This window comes from Candidatus Kapaibacterium thiocyanatum, assembly GCA_001899175.1.
Lineage (GTDB): Bacteria > Bacteroidota > Ignavibacteria > Kapaibacteriales > Kapaibacteriaceae > Kapaibacterium > Kapaibacterium thiocyanatum.
The window spans coordinates 235719-256617 of sequence record MKVH01000024.1 but is presented as its reverse complement, the minus strand read 5'-3'; the positions used below and the strand labels follow the sequence as shown (position 1 = coordinate 256617).

Annotated in this window: 13 protein-coding genes; 2 read left to right on the top strand and 11 right to left on the bottom strand. The window is 59.0% G+C overall.

The window, feature by feature from the left end:
* Nucleotides 1-270: 270 nt before the first annotated feature.
* From BGO89_09755 to BGO89_09720, 8 genes are all read right to left on the bottom strand, one after another.
* Nucleotides 271-1002, bottom strand: coding sequence for a hypothetical protein (locus BGO89_09755; protein OJX56805.1), 732 nt, complete (start codon nucleotides 1000-1002; stop codon nucleotides 271-273).
* A gap of 179 nt (nucleotides 1003-1181) precedes the next feature.
* A complete protein-coding gene (locus BGO89_09750) occupies nucleotides 1182-2918 on the bottom strand; it encodes a hypothetical protein (protein ID OJX56804.1) in 1737 nt (578 codons plus the stop codon).
* Between the two features lie 62 nt (nucleotides 2919-2980).
* Complete coding sequence (locus BGO89_09745; GenBank protein OJX56803.1) at nucleotides 2981-4237, bottom strand: beta-ketoacyl-[acyl-carrier-protein] synthase II; 1257 nt, start codon at nucleotides 4235-4237, stop codon at nucleotides 2981-2983.
* Nucleotides 4230-4823 (bottom strand): hypothetical protein, encoded by a 594-nt coding sequence (locus BGO89_09740; GenBank protein OJX56802.1) that lies wholly within the window; start codon nucleotides 4821-4823, stop codon nucleotides 4230-4232. Before BGO89_09740 ends, BGO89_09745 begins: the two co-directional genes overlap by 8 nt.
* 105 nt (nucleotides 4824-4928) lie before the next feature.
* The gene (locus BGO89_09735; protein OJX56801.1) at nucleotides 4929-6350 is read right to left on the bottom strand and encodes a hypothetical protein; all 1422 of its coding nucleotides are present in this window, start codon (nucleotides 6348-6350) and stop codon (nucleotides 4929-4931) included.
* Between the two features lie 647 nt (nucleotides 6351-6997).
* Entirely contained in the window at nucleotides 6998-7420 is a 423-nt protein-coding gene (locus BGO89_09730) for a hypothetical protein (GenBank protein ID OJX56800.1), read from the bottom strand.
* Nucleotides 7421-7682: 262 nt separating this feature from the next.
* Nucleotides 7683-8168, bottom strand: a complete 486-nt coding sequence (locus tag BGO89_09725) for a hypothetical protein (protein OJX56799.1) — start codon at nucleotides 8166-8168, stop codon at nucleotides 7683-7685.
* Nucleotides 8169-8175: 7 nt separating this feature from the next.
* Nucleotides 8176-13086, bottom strand: a complete 4911-nt coding sequence (locus BGO89_09720) for a hypothetical protein (GenBank protein OJX56798.1) — start codon at nucleotides 13084-13086, stop codon at nucleotides 8176-8178.
* A gap of 133 nt (nucleotides 13087-13219) precedes the next feature.
* Here BGO89_09720 and BGO89_09715 point away from each other — a divergent pair, with 133 nt between their 5' ends.
* Nucleotides 13220-15211, top strand: a complete 1992-nt coding sequence (locus BGO89_09715; GenBank protein OJX57344.1) for a hypothetical protein — start codon at nucleotides 13220-13222, stop codon at nucleotides 15209-15211.
* A 121-nt stretch (nucleotides 15212-15332) separates the two neighbouring features.
* Here BGO89_09715 and BGO89_09710 read toward each other — a convergent pair whose 3' ends face one another.
* Nucleotides 15333-16361, bottom strand: coding sequence for a hypothetical protein (locus BGO89_09710; protein OJX56797.1), 1029 nt, complete (start codon nucleotides 16359-16361; stop codon nucleotides 15333-15335).
* Nucleotides 16362-16461: 100 nt separating this feature from the next.
* Between BGO89_09710 and BGO89_09705 the strand changes: the two genes are divergently transcribed.
* Nucleotides 16462-17541 (top strand): hypothetical protein, encoded by a 1080-nt coding sequence (locus tag BGO89_09705; protein OJX57343.1) that lies wholly within the window; start codon nucleotides 16462-16464, stop codon nucleotides 17539-17541.
* On the opposite strand, the gene BGO89_09700 is transcribed toward BGO89_09705, so the two are convergent.
* Together BGO89_09700 and BGO89_09695 are read right to left on the bottom strand one after the other, a co-directional pair.
* Complete coding sequence (locus BGO89_09700) at nucleotides 17538-18743, bottom strand: hypothetical protein (GenBank protein OJX56796.1); 1206 nt, start codon at nucleotides 18741-18743, stop codon at nucleotides 17538-17540. The two genes, BGO89_09705 and BGO89_09700, sit on opposite strands and share 4 nt — an antisense overlap.
* 132 nt (nucleotides 18744-18875) lie before the next feature.
* The gene (locus BGO89_09695) at nucleotides 18876-20858 is read right to left on the bottom strand and encodes a hypothetical protein (protein ID OJX56795.1); all 1983 of its coding nucleotides are present in this window, start codon (nucleotides 20856-20858) and stop codon (nucleotides 18876-18878) included.
* Between the last annotated feature and the right edge of the window lie 41 nt (nucleotides 20859-20899).

Genomic DNA, 20899 nt, shown 5'->3' with positions numbered 1-20899 from the left:
TATGCCGGCAAAAACAGGTAAAGATAGGCTTGTCCAGACGGACTTCCACATGATCTGTTGGTTATGCCCGAATACCCTGTTCCGGCGTAGGTCCGTCCGGCTTTTTCGGTCACGACGCCTGTTTCCTTCATTACTTGCCAGACCTCCTCGTCTCTGTAGCCCCAACGGCTGCACTATCTCCGTACAAATTCAGCCATCCCACCAAAATCTAACTCGTCCGTTGATACATCGGGCCGTCCTCAACGCCTTCGATCACAGATATTCCTAATCCTAGTCATCATTCAATGTTCGAACGAGAAACAAGGCCATTCCGCCCGCTAGATTAACAGCTAGCTCAGCATGCCGTGCCTTGGGACGGTATATCTTCACATGTCCGTGAGCATCTCCTTCCTTGTTTCTTAGAGTTCCGAGACCTTGAACTACGCTAGTGCAGCCTTGAAGGATTTGTTTCAACGACTGCTCCGAATGTTGGTTCGGTGCAAGATTCAACAATCTGGCCGCAGAAGCATACAGCTTGGGCAACTCGTCATCGATTGGGCCCTCTGACTTTTCGTCCAGGATATGCTTACAAACCAGCTCCAAGAGAGTCCTCGCCATCGTAATCGCACCCTCGGGGTCATCATGTGCCCGACCAAGCGCCTTGTCCCAGTTCCTTTGAACTTCTTCTCCAATGAACTTTTCCAGAACGACGGATGTACGTGCGGCATGAGGTGCAGTCGAACCCGATTCGAGTTTCTCAAATAAAGCCTGCATACTTTTCCATATGACATCTCTGCGATCCTTATACCCACCTTCGTTTTGCATCAGAGCCCGGAATTGCCCCAGATCGCGCGACGCGCGAATAGAATCCGGAATCAGTTCCTTAAGTACTACGTCGCGCATTAGTTCTGATCGAATGAACTGATAGGAGTCCTCCTGTTCACCAATGTCTTTTGCATAGGTGGCGGCGTCAATGAGTATTCTCTGAAGGGATTCCAATTGATCAATGCTGACTGAATACACAACCGACTCCTCCGTCTATTCCGTACGAAGTTCAATGAACGACATATTACACTAGTATCCAGTATCGGCCTGGGTAGTGTTTGCATCGCTTTCACGACTTTCAATCGTCGGGCACGACTGCCGTTCATCTCATCCCTCCATTTGCCTATAGTGCAGCTGAATCTACCGGCATCCCAGTGCTACTCCCCTACGACGACCAGACAAAGGGCACGCGACAACTCCCCCGATACGGCATCCACGGCCTCGACAAGAGCGACATATGGCCCGGGTGCCACCGTCACCCCATGATCGTCGACCCCATCCCATGCCACGATGCCCATGGTCCCGACGAAGACGGCATCGAGCAGCGTACGCACGGGCATTCCTTCCGGCGTCAGTATCCTGAGCGATGCCACGGCCTGACCAGCCGGAATGTCGAACCGCAACAAACATGGGTGAGCCGGGGCACCGGCTCTCGTACTGAACGGGCTGGGAGAGGCGACGAGCTTCCCACCGGATGGCAACGGCAAGCCGACGCTGTTCTTCCGTGCCGGAGTACCTCCTCTCGGATCGCCGCTCGACAACCACGATTCCGAGGCCATGCCGGACAGCTCGGCCAATGGCTTCTCCAGCGAGACTCCGCTCCGCTCGGGCAGGTGCGGATTGTGCCAACGACTGTCGTACCGGATACGGTCGACGACGAAACCGGAAGGTGTCATCACCGACACTTCACCGGCATCGGCATTCAGATTCCATCCTCTTCGCATGGATCCACGACGTGTCATATCATCCGCCCCCCCAAGCATGGCGTCGACCGACGTATCGGCCGCAAGGACGGCGAACGCTCCAGGTCGAAGGGTCACGGAAGTCTCGATATCCGTCGTATCCCACACGCCGTTGGAGCGCGTATCGGCCAGATACCAGCCTTGCAGGTCGATGGTATCCGACGTTCCATTGTACAGCTCCACATAGTCGCACTGCCAAGACATCGGATCGAACATCACTTCGGTGATCGTCAGGCTTCCCCTGCGTGGCGGCACGACGATCGGCAGTATGGCCGTATCGTTGTCCGGACGGTCGTCGCCATCGTCGAACCATGCGATGATGGTCGCCGAAGCTCCCGCAGTAGCGGTATCGAGAACCCCATCGTACGACAGCGATACGTCGATCCATGATCCCGGCGTCAGTTCAGGGACCGATTTCCCGGCCGCCGTTCCATCGGCGGACGACATCGATCCAAGAACCCTGAGCACCGTCGATGGCATGGCGCTGCGACCGACGTTCGCCACACGTACATGTATCGCATACGTGGCACCGTCGATACCGACGTTCGCGATGGCCCGGTCGTGGTCGAGCGTCACGATGCTGTTGAGATAGCCGCACGTCGCACTGTCGCGTGATCGCGACGCATGCCATGACGACAAATCCGAGCGTTCGAGAGAGCGGCCCCGTATTCCCTGTTCCATGTCGTAGCTCATGGAATCGACGACGACGATGTCCCCGTTCCTGACGACGACGTCATCCACACCGTTGTTCAGTGACGGCAGACGGACTTCGACGAGCAATGCACGTTCGTCCACGTACCGTGCTTCACGCAATACCACCGTATCGCGGGTGAATACCGCATAGCGTCCGGCAGGAAGCGTGATATCGGGGATTCCCGCGCACGTTCTCGCATCGCAGACGGACCAGGATGTCATTCGAATGCCGGTGCTACCGGCATTCACCACTTCGATCCATTCCGGTTCACCGGCAGCAGGGACCGCATGCACTTCATTGATGCGAATCTGCGCACCGCATGGAATCGTCAGGAACAACATGGAAAGGATGAGGCCGATCGCACTCCATACGATCGCGGATCGTACCGATTGATCGCACGCGACGGAATCGCTCCTGCGATCATACGTCCCGTGACGCCGTCTTCCGCTCTTCTTCATGACACGATAGTTCCGATGGTGGACACCGGAACTATCGTACTGGAATCATCTCGGGATGTGACTTACGGGCGGAAATCCGGAGCGGCCAGGACGACGATGGCATTGTGTCCGCCGAAACCGAAGGTATTGTTCATGGCCACGCGTACCGTGCGGCGCTCCGCAGTGTTGGCGACGATGTTCATGCCTTCCGTCGATTCGTCGGGATCGTCGAGATTGATCGTCGGCGGCATGATACCGTCACGGATCGCCATGATACAGGAAATGGATTCGACGGCACCGGCTGCACCGAGCAGGTGTCCCGTCATCGACTTCGTCGACGTGATGCGTGCATTCGCATTCGTACCGAAGACGCTTCGCATGGCCGCGAGTTCGCTTTCATCGCCCTTCGGCGTGGACGTAGCGTGTGCGTTGATATGGTCGACCTGTTCCGGATCGATACCGGCGATTTCGAGAGCGAGACGCATCCCGCGTGCAGCTCCGAGTCCTTCCGGATGCGTAGCGGTGATATGATAGGCATCGCTCGTCTGCGCATACCCCATCACCTCGCAGAGGATGGGCGCACCGCGGCGCAGGGCGTGTTCGCGCTCTTCGACGATGAGGGCACCCGCACCTTCTCCCATCACGAAGCCATCACGGTTCCTGTCGAACGGACGTGATGCCTTCTGCGGCTCGTCGTTGCGCGTACTCAGGGCCTTCGACGAACTGAAGCCGCCGAGAGCCGATTGCGTGATCGGTGCTTCGCTGCCACCGGCCACGACGATGTCGGCCAGACCGCTACCCACATACAGCGCGGCTTCGATCAACGCCGTCGTCGACGTCGCGCATGCGCTCACGGGAGCGAAGCTCGGCCCACGCAGACCGTATCGGATGGAGATCAGACCGGATCCCATGTCCACGATCATCTTCGGTACGAGGAAGGGCGAGAACCGCGGGGTACCATCGCCGGCGGCATAGTCGAGGATCTGCGTCTGCAGCGATCCGATACCACCGTTGCCGCTGCCCCAGATGACTCCCGCACGATCCTTGTCGATCGCATCGAGGTCCATCTGCGACATCTTCAGCGCCTCGTCCGCAGCCGCCAGTGCATAGTGGGCGAACAGATCGCTCGACTGCACGGTCTTGCGATCCAGCACCGCCGCCGCATCGAAGCCCTTGACCTCGCAGGCGAATCGCGTCTTGAAGCGCGATGCATCGAAATGGGTAATGGGCCCCGCACCGCTCACGCCGTTGACGAGATTGGTCCAGAACGTGGACAGATCGTTGCCCAGCGGGGAGACGACTCCGAGACCGGTGATGACGACACGACGTTGATTACGCATGATGTTCTGATGAAGAAGTGGAACGTGGACGACGAGCACCGAGATCGCGCCAGATACCGTCGACGAGTGACTTGAGCACGTCGTCGCCGAGTACACGGCGCATCTGGATACCCGTCATGAGATTCGCGATGATCTGTAATGCCATGACATGGGCGGCCTTGTCCGCCTTGAACGACCCGTCGCGCTGGCCGTCGCGTACGATGGACGTCAGGAGGTCCAGTATCTGTTGCGAGGTCGAACGCACGGCGTCCTGCACGGCTTCGCCGAGCTGAGGGAAGAGCGCCGTGACGGAACTGATCATGCAGATCAGATCGCGGCGCGCATTGTTGAGATAGACCTGGATGAAGGTCGACATACGTCGTACCGGGTTCTCCTGGCCGCTCGTTTCTCGTTCGAGATCGACGACGCGGTGGCAGGACCGCTCGATCAACGCAGCCAGCAGATCGTCCTTGGAATGGAAGTGGTAGTGGATGGCCGTATGACGTATTCCGAGAGCATCGGCGAGGTCGTAGAACGAAAATGCGGAAGGCCCCGCAGTGAGCATACGGCGTTCCGCTTCATCCAGTATGTGTTCGCGTGTCGACATAGCGCCACGAACTTACTGACTGGTCAGTAAGTTCCCAAATCCTTGTTCGGCCATACCGAACGATCCGACATCGGTCCGGAAGGCAGCCGATCACCCCGACGATGCCTATTTCGGCAATGTGAGCCATAGCAGTTCGGATTGTTTCGACCCGAAGTTCGTCGCGATCGCCATTCCATCGTCGATATCCTGAACGATGACCCCAAGCGGTATCTCGAAGACCTCGCCTAGGGCCCCTGTCTCGATGTTCACGGACCGGCCGACGGTGACCGGCGGATTGTCGCCATTCGGAAGGCGCTTGCCCGTATAGTGCGACATCGGCATCTGGAAGAAGACGTAGCAAGTCATTGATGTCGAATCACATAGAATCTTCAGCGGACGTACGAGAGAATCGCCCAATGCCTTCACCTGCGACAACGGTGACGAAGCCGTCAATGTTCTCATCCTGTTCTTCCATTCGATGCGATGCTCCGGAGGCAGCGTCACGGCTATCGTGCGCACGATCTCGCCCTCCCGGTCGTGGACATATAGCGTATCCGACATGCTCTGCAGCTCGAGGAATCCATCCTTGCACAGCGAAAACATCTGCCAGTAATAACTCGAATTGAATCCGTCGAAATAGATCCTGTCGAATCTCCCCTGCCGATGCCATGTGCCGTCCTTCAGCGTCAACAGGGAAGCCCCGTCGTCGATGAAGTCCATCGATGAATTGAAGGGCCTGCGGCCGATCCAGTATCGTCCAGACCTGGTGTCGTACAATATTTTATGCGTTGTTCTTTGCCGTTCCGCAATCGGAAAGACGAGAGTATCCGCATTCTGAGTACTGTAGTCATAGAAGAACAGATAAGGGTATACTGTTTCAACATCCGTATCGTAAACGAGCAACCCACGTTCACGGTCCAGGGCAATAAGTGTGGGGCCATACGGCCGATAGGGAATATTCTTCGCGGCGATTCTTCCGGTATACAGCGTCGCTCCCTTGTCCGAAACGATATGGAGTTTTCGGCTGCTATGATCGAACAGGGCGAATCGCCCCTTCTCGCCTTGATACTTAAGACTCGTATTCCGGCTCGGATCGAGCGCCGTGTCGAGAGGCACCCGTTTGGCGATCCGCGCATGTCGCACACCCTCCAGGGCATATCGCGCGCCCATCTTCGAAGTATCCGGTGTTCCAACCTTGTCGGCAATGACCGCCGGATCGAAATTGGCTGTTCCCGGAATACCGATGTATTCGACGACACCATTGCCGTTCACCAGCATGAGTACCGTCGGTTTCTCGATACGGAACAATGCGAAATAGGCTCCCATGTCGTCGCCGACGATAGTGGCCTCGACGTCCTGCTCCTTCCGGAATCGCTCCGTCGACGATGGAGATAGGCCCTTCACGAAGAACACGACGGGCACCTGTCGTTTGGCCATGACCTCGCAGAAACTCTTCAGCGTCAGCATACAGGTATAGCATGCCCGCTGATCGGTAAAGACATAGACGACATTGGCTCGCCCCTCGTCCTCGCCACGAAGCGTCACCACGTCGCCGACACGAGTCCTGGTATTGTACGAGTGGTCATTCGCCGTTCGCCCAGTGACTGGTAGGAAATACAGAGAAAGCAACAGAATCATTGAAAGGATATGTCTCATGATCGATCTTCCACTATAATGTTTTCGGCGCACTATGAATAGCACGACAGAGATGCTCCGAGACGGGTTTGTCATGCCCATTCATGGTACGAATAGTGTAATCCTTCCGGAGGCATCTACTACTGCACCATCGCAAGGGACAGTGATGCCATTGTACGAGGGATTCCCGGGCCAGTCCACAATTCGAAGTTGATACTCACCTGGTCCGAACATGAATCCCGGAAATGCAAGCAATGAGATCGGATACCAGAAACCGACCGGACTGAAGTTGAGGGTAGGCACGTCAACTGTGACTAACCATCCTCCGCCTGGAGCCGCAACGATTTCTCCGATGACACCAGCTTCATCAGGTGTGATTGTAAGCTGACATGTCGAACCTTCATGCGGACATGGATTACCAGGAGTAACATCTCCCGCCCAAGTCCTTGTACCACCAGAAGATACCTTCTTGTATTCCGTTCTGAGAAAGTCAGCCCTTACGTGACAGAGCGTTACAAGCAGAGTCACGGCAAGTACCATAATGTTCTTCATGATGCCCTCTATGGAATGTACGGGAACGTGATGGTAAAGCTTCCGTCTGGAGCCAACGTGACACCGGACATACTGATGGTTGCACCGACATACTGTGGCTGGCTAGTGTATTCGACGATTCGAACCATCGCTTCGCCCGACATGAACGTGAATCCGCCCATCGGTATCGACGGATCGACTTCGGATGTAATAGTATTGCGAGCTTCCAGTCCGTCGATCCTGCCATTCACGACGAGACCGAGCGGAATGATCTGGCTCCCATTCGCGGAATGGAGACCTTGTTGAATGACGATATAACAAGTACTACCAACCTCTTCGCATGATTCGGCGCCAGTCTCGCCTCCACCGGCAGCTACCCACAATCGGTTGCACCCACCATCGGTACAGCGATAGATCCAGATCTTCAGAATATCGGCCGAGGCCGACGACATTCCCATCACTATCAAGATGATGGCAAGCGAGATACGACAAAACAAGGTCGTCATAGTACCCCCAGAATAACGTGAATCGGCCGACTACAGCCAACAACTACATACATGTAAACCGCACGGCACTACACATTGCGCGATTTATCTGGTGCCAACTTATACCGTACCCGGACCGAATACTACTCTTTGTTACGATATCACCTATCATCCTCCATCAACCATATCATCTTCTCGACGAACGCACGACCATTCGTTCCGGCACTGATCACGGCAGTTGATCGAGTATGATTTCCACCACCTCTTCCAATCCCCTTCCATCCTCTTCGGTGAAGCGTCCGGGCAACGGACTGTCGAGATCGAGCACACCGATGAGACTGCCGTCCTTCACCATCGGCACGACGACTTCGCTGCGGGATGCCGCATCGCAGGCGATGTGACCCGGGAATTCATGCACGTCCGGTACGACGATGGTGCGACGCTCCGCCGCTGCTGTCCCGCATACACCACGTCCGATGCCGATGCGGATGCAGGCCGGCTTGCCCTGGAACGGACCGAGGACGAGCTCGTCGCCATCGAACAGATAGAAGCCTGCCCAGTTGAGGTCGGGCAGCGTATGAAAGATCAGGGACGATGCATTGGCGAGATTGGCGATGAGCGAAGGCTCGCCATCGACGAGATGGCCGAGACCTTCGTGCAGTGCGGCATACCGGGCCTCGACCGAAAGACCTGCCGTATCCGTTACGGTGAACATGAGAGTCCTATCTGACGACGAAGGTCGCCCTGAGTGTATTCGCCACATTCCGTCCATGCAGAAGGACGACGTAGGCACCTGCCGGAAACGTCGACACATCGATCATCGACCCATCACGCTGGTCCACGTCCGCCCGATGCATGCGCCGTCCCAGCATGTCCACCACTTCCACCGCGACGATGTCGTCGTCGCGATTCCACGTCAATCGTACGGCATCCGATGCGGGATTGGGCATCACACGGATGTCATGCGACGGGATGATGTCCTCGACGACTCCGACCGGCACACCGAGAACGACGTTGCTGCCCGAACTGTCGATGCAGCCGCCCTCGAAGGTCCGCACGACGGCAAGACGTCCCGCTGCTTCGGCATCGGCCCATTTCACCGTGACGATGGGCGTTCCCTGACCGGCAAGGACGGTCCCCTGCTGAACGGTCCAGACGAAGCCCGATCCCACATGACCGCGTACCTGATAGGTGTGCTCGGAACCACGCTCGACGGAACGCGGCCCGACGATATAAGGCAAGGCCTGGGGCAGGGTGCGGCCTTCCATCGGCAACCACTCCACATCATCCGTGCTCGTGGCCGTTCCGTCGTATCCGGAAGCATCCGTGACGTCTCGTCCCGATCCGTCATCCATCGGCCAGCTTCCGATCAGACCCGATTCCGGGCCACTGTATCGCCGATACATGGATTCGCGTATCTGCTCTTCCGTCCGCGGCACGTTCCATATGCGCAGATCGGTCAGTCGTCCCTTCTGCCTCCAGTTCCCGAACGTATTGGATCCGATGGCGATACGTTTCTTGCCGGTCGGCGAATCCGCGAAACTCGAACGGGAGACGAGCTGACCATCGAAGTATATACGCATGTCGTCGAAGCCATCGCTGACCAACGCTACGTGTCTCCACTTGTCCAGTGACGACTCGTATGGTGCGGTAAGCCTGCCGCCCTGCGCCCATGAGCCGAAGTCCCAGTACAACGTCTTGTCGCTCCACGGCGTATGAGCCTGGAAGCGGTTCTCCGAGCTGTCGGCCGTACCGATGACGAAGGCCGACTCGTTTCCGAGGTCCTGCGACGGAACATAGCACCAGAATTCGACGGTAGCGGCACGTCCATCGAAGACGAAGTCCTCGTCGACGAAGACGGCCGGCTTGCCGAAGTCCACTCCGCGATCGTAGCACGGCTGCAACGACGTGAAGGATTGTCCACGCCACGGACTGATCCTGTTCGCCGAGTGTCCGCGCACGCGCCACGTGAACGATGTACCGGAAGGGAGGCCCGCCACGTCGCAGGAGGTTGCCGCGATATTGTCGGCATGATGATAGACGACCTCAGGCTTCGCCGAATCGCGGATCTCGAACTCGTACCATTGTGCTTCGTCGACGCCCTGCCACCTGAACGTAGCCACATCGGTCCTGCCGACATCGTTGCCGGGTGTTTCCGCGGAGGGACGCGGCGGCATCATTGGATAGATGTCGTCGCATCCGATCGGCGCCGCGGACGATGCCCAGTATCGCTCGCCCATCGTCAGTGATCGATGCTGCGGCGACACGTCCGACACGCTCTCGCCCGTACCTTCCAGGAAGCGCCAGCATCCCATGAGTCCGGCGATGGTATTGGGCAGCCTGCGATTCATGTTCTCACGAATCTCTTCCTGCGTTCGAACCACAGACCATATCCGGAATTCGTCCACCATGCCCGACGAGAACAACTGATCGCGCATGGAACCGATGTTGAGGTACTGCAGATTCGTCGGAGTGCTCGCCGTCCGTTCCGACGAGACGAGTTTGCCATCGAAGTAGATGGCCTTGAATGCCGCACCGTCACTGACGAGTGCGACGTGTGTCCACTTACCGAGATACGGACCGTACCATGCCGTCAACCGGCCATTGGCATTGAGGTTGCCGTAGTCCCAGTACACGACCTGATCACCCCACGGAACGTGGGCCTGGAAGCGGTTACCGGTGTTGTCGGACTCTCCTATCGAGAACAGCGTACTGTTCGTCTCGACGTCGACGTATCGCCAGAACTCCACGGTCACGGGACCGCCGGGCCATACGAAGGCGGCATTGTAGGCGCGGGATGTCGTACCGTCGAGCTTCATGGCCTTCCCGCTGCAGTTGTCGGTCACGCTGAAGGTCTGGGACCGCGACCATGGTCCGACATACGTCGGATTGAAGGCCCGTATCCGCCACCAGTACTTCGAGTTGAAGAGCATGGGCATGGTCCATGTTCCTTCGACGCGAACGACGGCGACGTGGATGAGTTGACGGAAGTCGGCATCCTGTGCGATCTGTACTTCGTACTGATCGGCTCCGTCCACGTTCGTCCATACGAGCTGGGCGGGAATCGGAACGTTCGTCTGGCCGTGGGCAGGACTCACCAGTTGCGGTGCGACGAGCTTCACACCTGCAGGATACCGGCGCGGCAATGCCGTCACCGACGAAGACCGGACACTGGTACGCGATCCTCGTACGACACGGGCCGCATAGGTGTACGACGTGCCGTTCGTGACGGCATCGTCGACGTAGGTCGACACGTACGACGACACGACGCGCAGTCTGGTCAAGGGACCGCCTGCCACGCCTTTGAGAAGTTCGACCTGCGTGCTGTCGTCCGTCGTCCTCAACGACCATCTCAGGACGACATGTTCGTGCGCATCCTCTACCGTGAGATGGTATGGTGCGGCCAGACCGCCTGCATCGAACGATCGTGCGAAGATGTCGTTGGCCGGTTGGACGTCTCCTGCCGCCGTCACCTGAAGCCGCATCGTCACCGTGCCTTCGGGCAGGAGCGCCGTGACCGGGAACGGAATCGTGTCCTGCCTGCCGAGCGGCAGACGTGCGATACGGATCACGGTATCGTAGACGGGATCGGGATCGCGTACCCACTTCATCGTCAGACGAACGTCGATGGCATCGATATCCATCGCTCCATTGTTCCGGATGACGATACGCGGTACGACCGGAGTCACGACCTTCTCGTTCGCACGCGGGTCGACGATGTCGAAGGCCTGCACGTCCTTGTCGACGCCGATGGTGAAGACGTCGTCGGATATGTCGAAGATGTCGCTGTTCTCCTGACTGCTGATACGGACACGGCATTGCGACGACGGTATGGCAGGCACCGTCCACGTCGTACGCTTCTGCGTCGCATCGGTGAAGAAGCGCACCGTGGCCCATGACTTGCCATCGTCCGTCGAGTATTCGACGAGAACGCGTTTGACGTCCCTGGCGTCCCATTTCACGTCCACATCCTGTCCGGCACGCAGCAGTTCACCGCCGTTGGGCGATACGACGCCGATCGAGGCGGAAGACGACGCAGCGATACGGAACGGACGCGTCATCGAATGGTCGGGTCCAGGTGCGACACCGGGAATATCGACGGCCTCGACCCGCAACAGGTAGTCACCAGCCGAATCCAGCGACATACCATCGAAGCGCACGGTGAAGGCCTCGTCCGAACCGAGTTTCGGAATCACCGCTGTCTTCGCGCGTTTGATGGATCCGTCGGGCGTCGTAACGACCGCGCGTACGACGATGGCCGAAAGTGGCAATCGGCCGGTATTGCGCAGGATCGCTTCCGGTCTGAACTGCGCTCTGGGTGCGAGGACGGCGCCGGGCTGCGGCGCATTGATCATCACGACCTGTATGGCCGTATCGCGTCTGATGCCGAACGACGTGATGCAGTCGCGCTGCGCCATGACACTGCCGAAGAGTGTGGCCACACGTGGGTGGAATTCGAGCGACGTACCCAATGCGGTCAGATGGCAGTAGCTCATGATCGTGCCGCGGCGTGGCAACGTGGCGTCGAAGCATCCTCCTTCGGCATTCCAGCACGAGTCGATCGGTGGCTCCCACGAGCAGTTGTGCGTATGCGAGGATCCGATGTTATGACCGAGTTCGTGCGACGTCACGTCGACATCCCAGATGTATCCTCCCCATGCCGGAAGATTGACGTTGCCACCCACTCCGCATACCGAATATCCGTAGTCGGAGCACAGCACTCCGACGTAGGCGAGGCCACCGCCGACACTCGACGACAACAGCATCGTCGCCGAACGGGAAACGTACTTCATCCTGTCGTTCCAGTACGACAGCAGATGCCCCAGGGCATCGCCGATCTCACCGGGATAGGGATCCTCCTTCGTCCATATCCGGAGATACGGCAGGCGGATGTGGACGTTGGCATCGCGCGCATAGACCGTGGACGAGGCACCGAGGATGGCGATGGCGTATTCCGCAGCCGTCGTCAGGCTGCCGTCATGCCTGAGGAAGAAGCTGTAGGAACAGTCCACTGCGAGGTGCAAGGCATAGGGGATGTTCCGCTGACCGGCATCTCCCTTCATCTGTTCACCGCCGTGCTTCCGTACGATGGCGAGAATCGAATCGGTGCGGCGCTGATAGTCGGGAAGCTCTTCCGCATGGCATCGCGAGGGCGAAGCCGGAGCGTCACGTCCATCCACGACGGAGTGTTCGGCCATACCTCCCGGTACGATCGCATCGGGAACGATCACCAGACGTCGGCTACCGCCGGGTTCGGGAATGTCGATGATGCCGACGACGTGCGTAGGGAAGGCGGCGATGAACACCGACGATCCCGGACGCCCGGCCACGCTTCCACGCATGAGGGCGTGATCGGGGATATCGGCATAGACGTCACCGACATGCGTCCCGGCCACGAGAACGGCTTCGGGGAGGAACAAGTCGAAACGCTCTCCCGTCAGCGTCATGTCTCCCATGGACGTCGGGACGGTGATGACGACGTTCTTCTGCGGCATCGTGCGCATCGTACCGACGATGTCGGCCGGCGGCCGAACGCCACCCGTCGACGTAGGACGGAAGGTTACCTGCGCCTGGAGCGAGACGGCGACAAGGGCGAGAACGCATAGCGTGAAAACGGTACGGGACGGCATCATGGGCTATCCATCGATATGTATCTTTTTCGGTCGGAACGAAGATAGCGATTCAGCCACCGCCTATATTCGCCACATGGAACAAGACTCCCTCTTCGACGCCGCGACCGCCCCGTCCGAAGCCACATCGCGTGCTATGGAACTGCGTGCGGCGATCAACCGTCACGACCGCCTCTACTATGTGGAGGCGCACCCCGAAATCGACGACAGAACCTACGATGCGCTGTTCTCCGAACTGCAGGAACTCGAACGGAAGTATCCCTCGCTGATCACGGCCGACTCCCCAACGCAACGAGTCGGGGGCGTGCCGACGGGTTCGTTCCGGACCGTGACACATGCGCGTCCGATGCTCTCGCTGTCGAACACCTATTCGCGCGAGGAAATAGAGGACTTCGACCGTCGCGTACGCGACGGCCTCGAAGGCGCCCAACCATCCTACGTCTGTGAGCTCAAGTACGATGGCGTGGCCATGTCCCTCACCTATCGCGACGGCGTGCTCGCGCTCGCCGCCACTCGCGGCGACGGAACGTCGGGCGACGACGTGACGGCCAACCTGCGGACCATACGCTCCGTACCCCTGCGCCTCGCCGATGTCGATGTAGACGGCAAGCCGCTCCGTGACCTCGAAGTACGCGGCGAGATCTACCTTCCCATCGACGACTTCATAGCCATCAACGCACGTGCGGAAGAAGAAGGCGAGAAGCCCTATGCCAATCCGCGGAATCTTGCGGCAGGTACACTGAAGCAGAAGAACCCCGCCGACGTCGCCAAACGTCCGTTGCAGTTCGTGGCCTACTGGCTCGCAGCCGATGGAGTACAGCTCACGAGTCATCATCGCAATCTGGAACTGCTCGCCGAACTCGGCTTCCGTACGGGCAGCGGCATACGGCCCTGTTCGTCGATCGACGAAGTCGTGGCCTTCATCGACGAGTGGGATGTGCAACGCGACAAGCTACCCTTCCAGATCGACGGCATCGTGATCAAGGTCGACAATCTCCGCCAGCAGGACGAACTCGGCTTCGTAGCGCGATCGCCACGTTGGGCCATCGCCTACAAGTACGAGGCCAAGAAGGCGCAGACCGTGCTGCGCGACATCACTCTGCAGGTGGGACGCACCGGAGTCGTCACACCCGTCGCCGAACTCACGCCCGTCCTTCTCGCAGGATCGACGATCTCACGCGCGACGCTGCACAACGAGGACTTCGTCCACGACCTCGACCTCCACGTCGGAGATACCGTCATCATCGAGAAAGGTGGAGACGTCATTCCCAAGGTCAGCGGTGTCGTCGCAGCTCTCCGTCCAGCCGATGCGCAACCATGGTCGATGCCGCATATCTGCCCATGTGACCATCGGAGCACGCTGCACAGACCGGAAGGAGAGGCGAACTACTATTGCAACGATGGCTCGTGTCCCTGGCAGGTACGCCGGCGTCTGCAGCACTTCGCGTCGCGCGATGCGATGGACATCGACGGACTGGGCGACAAGGCCATCGATCAGTTCATCGAAGCGGGGCTACTCTCCTCGCTCGCCGACGTCTATGCCTTGCCGTCGAAGTCCGAGCGGATACTCGCACTGGACCGCTGGGCACCGAAGAGCCTGGAACGGCTGACGAACGGACTCGACGTCAGCAAGACCCGCCCGTATCATCGCGTCCTGTTCGCACTCGGCATACGCTTCGTCGGTGAAGGCGTGGCACGTATCCTTGCCCGCGCATTTCCTTCCATCGACCTGCTCGCCGATGCCACCCGCGAAGAACTGATGGCCGTGAACGAGATCGGCGATCGTATCGCGGACAGCGTGCTGGACTTCTTCGCCGACGGGAACAACCGGACGCTCGTCGCGACCCTGCGCGAACAGGGCCTGCTGCTCGAAGGCGAAGTCGTGGCACCGCAGGCACAGGTATTCGCAGGCAAGACCTTCGTCCTCACAGGTGAGCTGGTCACGATGACGCGCCGCGAAGCGGAAGAGATGATCCTCACTATGGGGGGCAAGGCATCGGGCTCGGTCAGCAAGAAGACGTCCTACGTCGTTGCCGGCGAGAATGCCGGCAGCAAACTCACCAAGGCGCAGGAGCTGGGCGTACCCGTACTCACCGAGGAAGAGTTCAGGAAGATGTTGCCGCAGTAGGCGCGGACGTCCACACCTGCCCCATCCTTGGGGCGATATCGATCCGATACGAAGAAGGCCCTTCACATGAAGGGCCTTCGTGGTTTTCGGCAAGGACGTCGTCACGGGCAGGAGCGGAAGATCAGAAATTCTGCAAGGAGTACTGGATGGTCACGATCAACTGGTTCCGCACCTGCGTCGCAGGGCCGGTCGTGCCGTTGTCCCGTACGACGGGAACGCGATCGTCGTAGAAAATGTCCGTCATGAAGCCGACGCTGAGGAAGCTGTTGACCTTCATGAGGATCGCGTTCTCGACCGTCAGTATCCAGAGGTCCGGTGCGTTATAGCGGCAGAAGGCATTGAACCGCGACTTCCACGTCACGTTCTCGAAAACGATCCAGTCGAGATTCATGTTGATGAGACCGCCGATGTCGGTCTTGATGTGCGCTCCGCTATCGACCCCATACGCCCCTTGACGCGCGAGATCGTCGTCGAGAACGAAGATCGTCCTTGAGGAAAGCGGCGACACCAGCATCTTGAATTCCTTGATGGGTGTCCACTCAAGACCGAGGGCACCGGTGAGATAGGCCGGAGCGAAGAGATTCGAGATCTTGAGGAACTTCGTCGTGTCGACGGGGTCGTGCTTGTCGTAGTTCAGACCTTGATAGAACTGGGTACGGAAGTCGAGGAAGGCCGTATAGCGCATGACGTCCGTCTGCTTCAGAGAAGCCTTCGAGGTGAAGATGATACGGTCGTCGTTCTTGCGGAAGGATTCCGTGCCGAGCTTCGTGATACCGTAGCCGAGATCGAGGTCGTTGTCCCACGAGAACCGATCGTCGATGTAGTCGGCCGATCCGAGGAACAGCCCCTTGAGGGTCACGGTATTCTCGCCCCCGCCGGACCAGTTGTTGAGCATGACGCTCGTGATACCTCCACCGATGGAGAACTTCAGCTTCCACGGAAGCGAGTCGGCCTTCATGGCTTCGATCTTCTGCAAGTCGTCCGATACCTTCTTGCTGTCCACCTGTGCAGCCGCGCCGGACACCACCACCAGTGCCACGAACATCAAGGTATACCATCGCATCATCGCTGTTCCTCCGAACATATTGGGATAACTGGCCGCAAAAATACGTGGATAGAACACCGCACCATAGCCGTAGTTTTGTGTCATGCCCTACCTTCCCGTCATGAGCGCATACGAATCCGGCCTGGACCGCGCCTCGATATGGCGTCAACCGTCCGTCAGCCCTGTCCTCTCCCTGCCCGTCCGTATGAAGGCCGATGTATCATCCACAGGCGCAGGTATCTGCATCGCGATGGTGGATTCGGACTTCGTCCAGCATCCCGACCTCATGCTTCCCGAGAACCGCATCCTGAAGTACTACGACGCGGTCGACGACATCGAACACGATCTACCGGGTATGACGGCTACGCCGCGGCACTGGCACGGTACGATGACGGCATGCACGGCCGCCGGCAATGGCCATCTCTCGCAGGGCAAGTTCCGCTCGCTGGCTCCCGATGCGTCCCTCGTGCTGATACGGACGATGGACGAGACGGGACATATCACGACGGACGTGATCGTACGCGCCTTGCAATGGATCGCCGACAAGGCGGAGACCTACGATATCCGCGTCGTGAACATGTCGGTCTATGCCGACGAGCTCGACCATTCGATCGACCATCCGGTCAACCGCCATGTCGAGGAACTGGTAGCCGAGGGGATCGTCGTCGTCGCTGCAGCGGGAAACAATCCCTATGCCCCGATCCGTCCTCCTGCCGCCGCACCCGGAGCGCTCACCATCGGTGGACTGAACGACAAGAACACACTGCGTACGGACGATGGCGAACTCTATCATTCGACGTTCGGCATCACCGACACGGGCATACAGAAGCCCGAACTGATTGCACCCGCCATATGGCTGCCCGGACCGATCCTGCCCGATACGACCGTTCACCGCGAAGCTGCCGCACTCTGCGCTCTCGACGCGATGGACGACGACATGCTCCTGGCATGCGCCCCTCGGCTACTCCCATATACGAAAATCCCCGTGGCCGTGTGGACGTCGAGAGACGTCATGACGATACGGCAGCGGATCGCGGAACGCCTCCACTCCGAGCTCATCGCTACACCGTTCTATAAAATGGTGGACGGTACGAGCTTCGCCGCGCCGATCGTCACCAGCGTCGTCGCACAGATGCTGTCCATCGATCCCTCCCTGCGCCCCGGCGACGTCAAGGACATCCTTGCATCGACGGCGGCACTACTGCCCGACCAGCCCACGATCCGTCAGGGGTACGGCGTCCTGCAGCAAGCCGAAGCGCTGCGTGCCGTCAGATCGCGCGACTAGCGCTCCACGCCATAGGAAATACGCATCGCGACGGGTGGGCCACTGACGCCCATGACGTTCACCGCACGTACTCCGATGGAATGCAGACCGTCCCGCAATTCCCACGGCAGCGCGGCCCCCTTGACCTTGCGCCACGTCGCATCGTCGAACGTCACCTCGAAATGATCGAACCACGGCATACCGTGTTCGAGCTCGACCTGGAAGGAAGGTTCGGCGGCGAACCTCGGCATCGCACGGACGTAGTCGTCCTTCGTCCGTATCGGATAGCGCTGCATCACGGAGTCGAACGGTGCAGGCTTGTCGAAGTAGTACGTGAGAGCCGTATGATTCACCGGCATGTAGATGTCCCGGGTATCGTCCGTGAAGGTCGTACCGTCCGCGGGAAGCCCCTGGAAGGTGAGATACTGGTCCCGTGAATCCATGAGGAGGGCGAGCAGGCGGGACTTTCCGTCCTTGTTCACCACGATCGTCAACGAGCCGTTGAATGATCGCACGAATGCTTCGTAGTCGTGCAGATAGCGTTCGACATCCGTCTGCGCGTTCCGCACCCCCGTCGCAGGAAGGCGCAACACCGATGCACCACGCTCTGCGGACATCTTCAATGCATTCAGTCCTTCCAGCGCATTCAGATACGTACTGTCCTGGCGCATGAAGACGTTCATCTGTGGATCGAGATAGATCCATTTGTCCAGCGTGTTCGACCATGCCTCGACCACGACATGTCCGCGCCCAGGCGCGCCGTAGGCGACGTCCACCGTGCGCAGTTGCTGGATACGTGCCACGTGCCCGAAGGAAGCGAGGACGTCGACGAGGACCCTTGCATATCCCTCGCAGTTGTAGCGCATGCCCTTGCCCGCCGACTGGAGTATCTCCACGCTCGACATGTCGAGCGAGGGGGAACGGCGGCCGTCATGGACCCACTGACGATGGACCCAGTCCATGGCCGCGATGAACAGATCGGGATCGCGCATCCGCACGAGATCGACCTTCGATGCGATGAATTCTCTCAGCCGCTTCAGTTCGGGAGTACGGGGGCTCGACGTCAGGGAAAGGATGCGATACCGCTCGTCGATGACGCGGTTGTTGGACGAAATGACGGTGATCTTCCTGAGTGGAGGGGTTTCGTCGGGCAGCGTCGCTCCGCGGAGCGCATATCCGGTACTTACGGCCACGAGGGCGCACAGAGAGAGGTAGTGTCGCATCGGACATAACAACCGAAAACCGTCGTATTCGTTACGTCGACGATTGTTCCGTTACCGTAAACAAACAGCAACATCCGTGCTTCGACAAATCGGGTTTGCAGAAATGCGGACTACCGTTCGCGAGCTCGTTCCCTACTGTCTCTGCTTCCTCCGCTGCCGTCCGGCCTTGTCGTTGGCCAGAACGTATTGCGTACCCTGCATCATGGAGAACATGTAGCGCCGCATGCTGTCGGCACGTACGGCCTCCTGCCGAAGATAGTTGGTCACGTCGCCCGTGCGGTAACGGTAGAGACCTTCCGCTCCGTCGTCCTTGTGGATGAACAGGTACTGTGCATCGAGGCAGGCCATCCTGTCGTCTTCCGTGATGAAGATGAACGGACGTCGCTCGCGCAGGAGGTCGACCCCCATCGTATTGTTCACGTACGATCGCCGCAGCAGTCCCATGATCGTCGGAAACACATCGATCTGCCCGCCCACCGTGCCGACGGCCGATGGCCGTATGACGCCCGGTGCGAGTACGATGAAAGGCGAATGGTGGTAGGACAATGGTACGTCGTACGGATTCACGCCCGTGATGCCGCCGTGATCGGCGACGAAGACGAACATCGTGTTCCTGAACCAGGGTCGCTTCGCGGCTTCGTGCATGAAGGTACCGATGGCCCAGTCCGAGTACTCCACCATCTGGGGTTCGAGATGTTCACTTTTCGGCGTGAAGGGGATGCCCTGCGGCAGGATATAGGGACCATGATTGCTCGTCGTCATGAAGGCCGTGAAGAACGGACGTCCCGCCGCATGATACCGATCCAGCACCGGCAGGGACCATGCGAACATCTCGTGATCGGGAACACCGAGAACGCTCAGCACCTTTTCCGATGGATAGTTCTGCTGGCTGAATATCTCGTCGAAGCCGTTCCATCGCAGGAAGCCACCGACATTGTCGAATTGATCGTCGTGCGTCGTGAAGTACGCCGTGCGGTACCCGAATTCCTTGAGCGTCACGGCGAAGCCCGTATGGTCGTTCATCTTGACGCCGTTCATGGGATGGCGCCGCAGCATGGACGGGAAGGAGAACAGCGTTCCGTAGATACCGTTGTGCGTATGGATGCCGGCGGAATAGATACTGTCGAACGACATTCCGATCGATGCCAGGCTGTCGAGTACCGGTGTCAATCCCGTGGGATGTCCCTGACGGCGCATGTAGTCGGCCGACATTCCTTCCATGATCACGAGAACGACGTTCATCGCGAGCGGCTGCCCCGTAGCGGCGACCGTCCGCGCCAGGGGTGAGTCGAATACCGTGTCCGTCTGCATGCACATATAACGACGCACCTCGCGCAACGCTTCGTCGTCCGGCATCAGTGCAAGGGCGCGATTCTCCTGCTGCCGTGCATCCATCCAGCTCCGCAGGAAGGTGAAGACCGGATTGAGCCCGAGCTGGTTGGTGAAGGCATACGGCGTGGCGAAGGCGGTACCGACCCTGATGGGCGACTTCTGCTCCCACCGCCCCCTGATTCCGAGGATGCAGAGCAGCATCGTCGGCACGAACACTCCGATGGCGATGGCCGCATGCTTCCACGACCGCTCCTCGCGTATCCGCATCGAGGGCAGATATCGCCGATGGGTCCGTCGCATGGCCCATATCCATGCCCCTATGACAGCGCAGAAGACGAGAAGATAGACGCCGAAGCGGGCTTCCTGCACGATCATCCCGATCATGAAGGCCGGATTGTCCGCCCACTGCAGCGCGTCCACGGTGATGCGCGATCGATACTGGACCATGTACGGTACGTCTGCCGCGCAGATGAAGAAGGCGATGCCATAGAACACCGTCAGGTAGATCCCGGCTGCGGCATAGAGCTTCGGTCGGTCGAGCCGGACGATGGAAGCCAGGGAAAGGACTGCGAGCGGCAGGGCGAGGATGTAGCAGGAGATGACGGTATCGAAGCGCAGTCCCATCCAGAACGCCGTCAGCAAGGACTCCATCCGTCCCGTGGCCACGCTGTCGAGCTGCGGCAGATTGACGAAGAGGACGAGGGCCCGGAACAGCAGGAAGACGACCAATCCGACACCGTAGACCGTCAGCAGATAGGAGATATGCAGATATCGACGATTCACGGTTGAGATATCGCTCCGGGGCGTAGTTTTGCCTGTTCCAA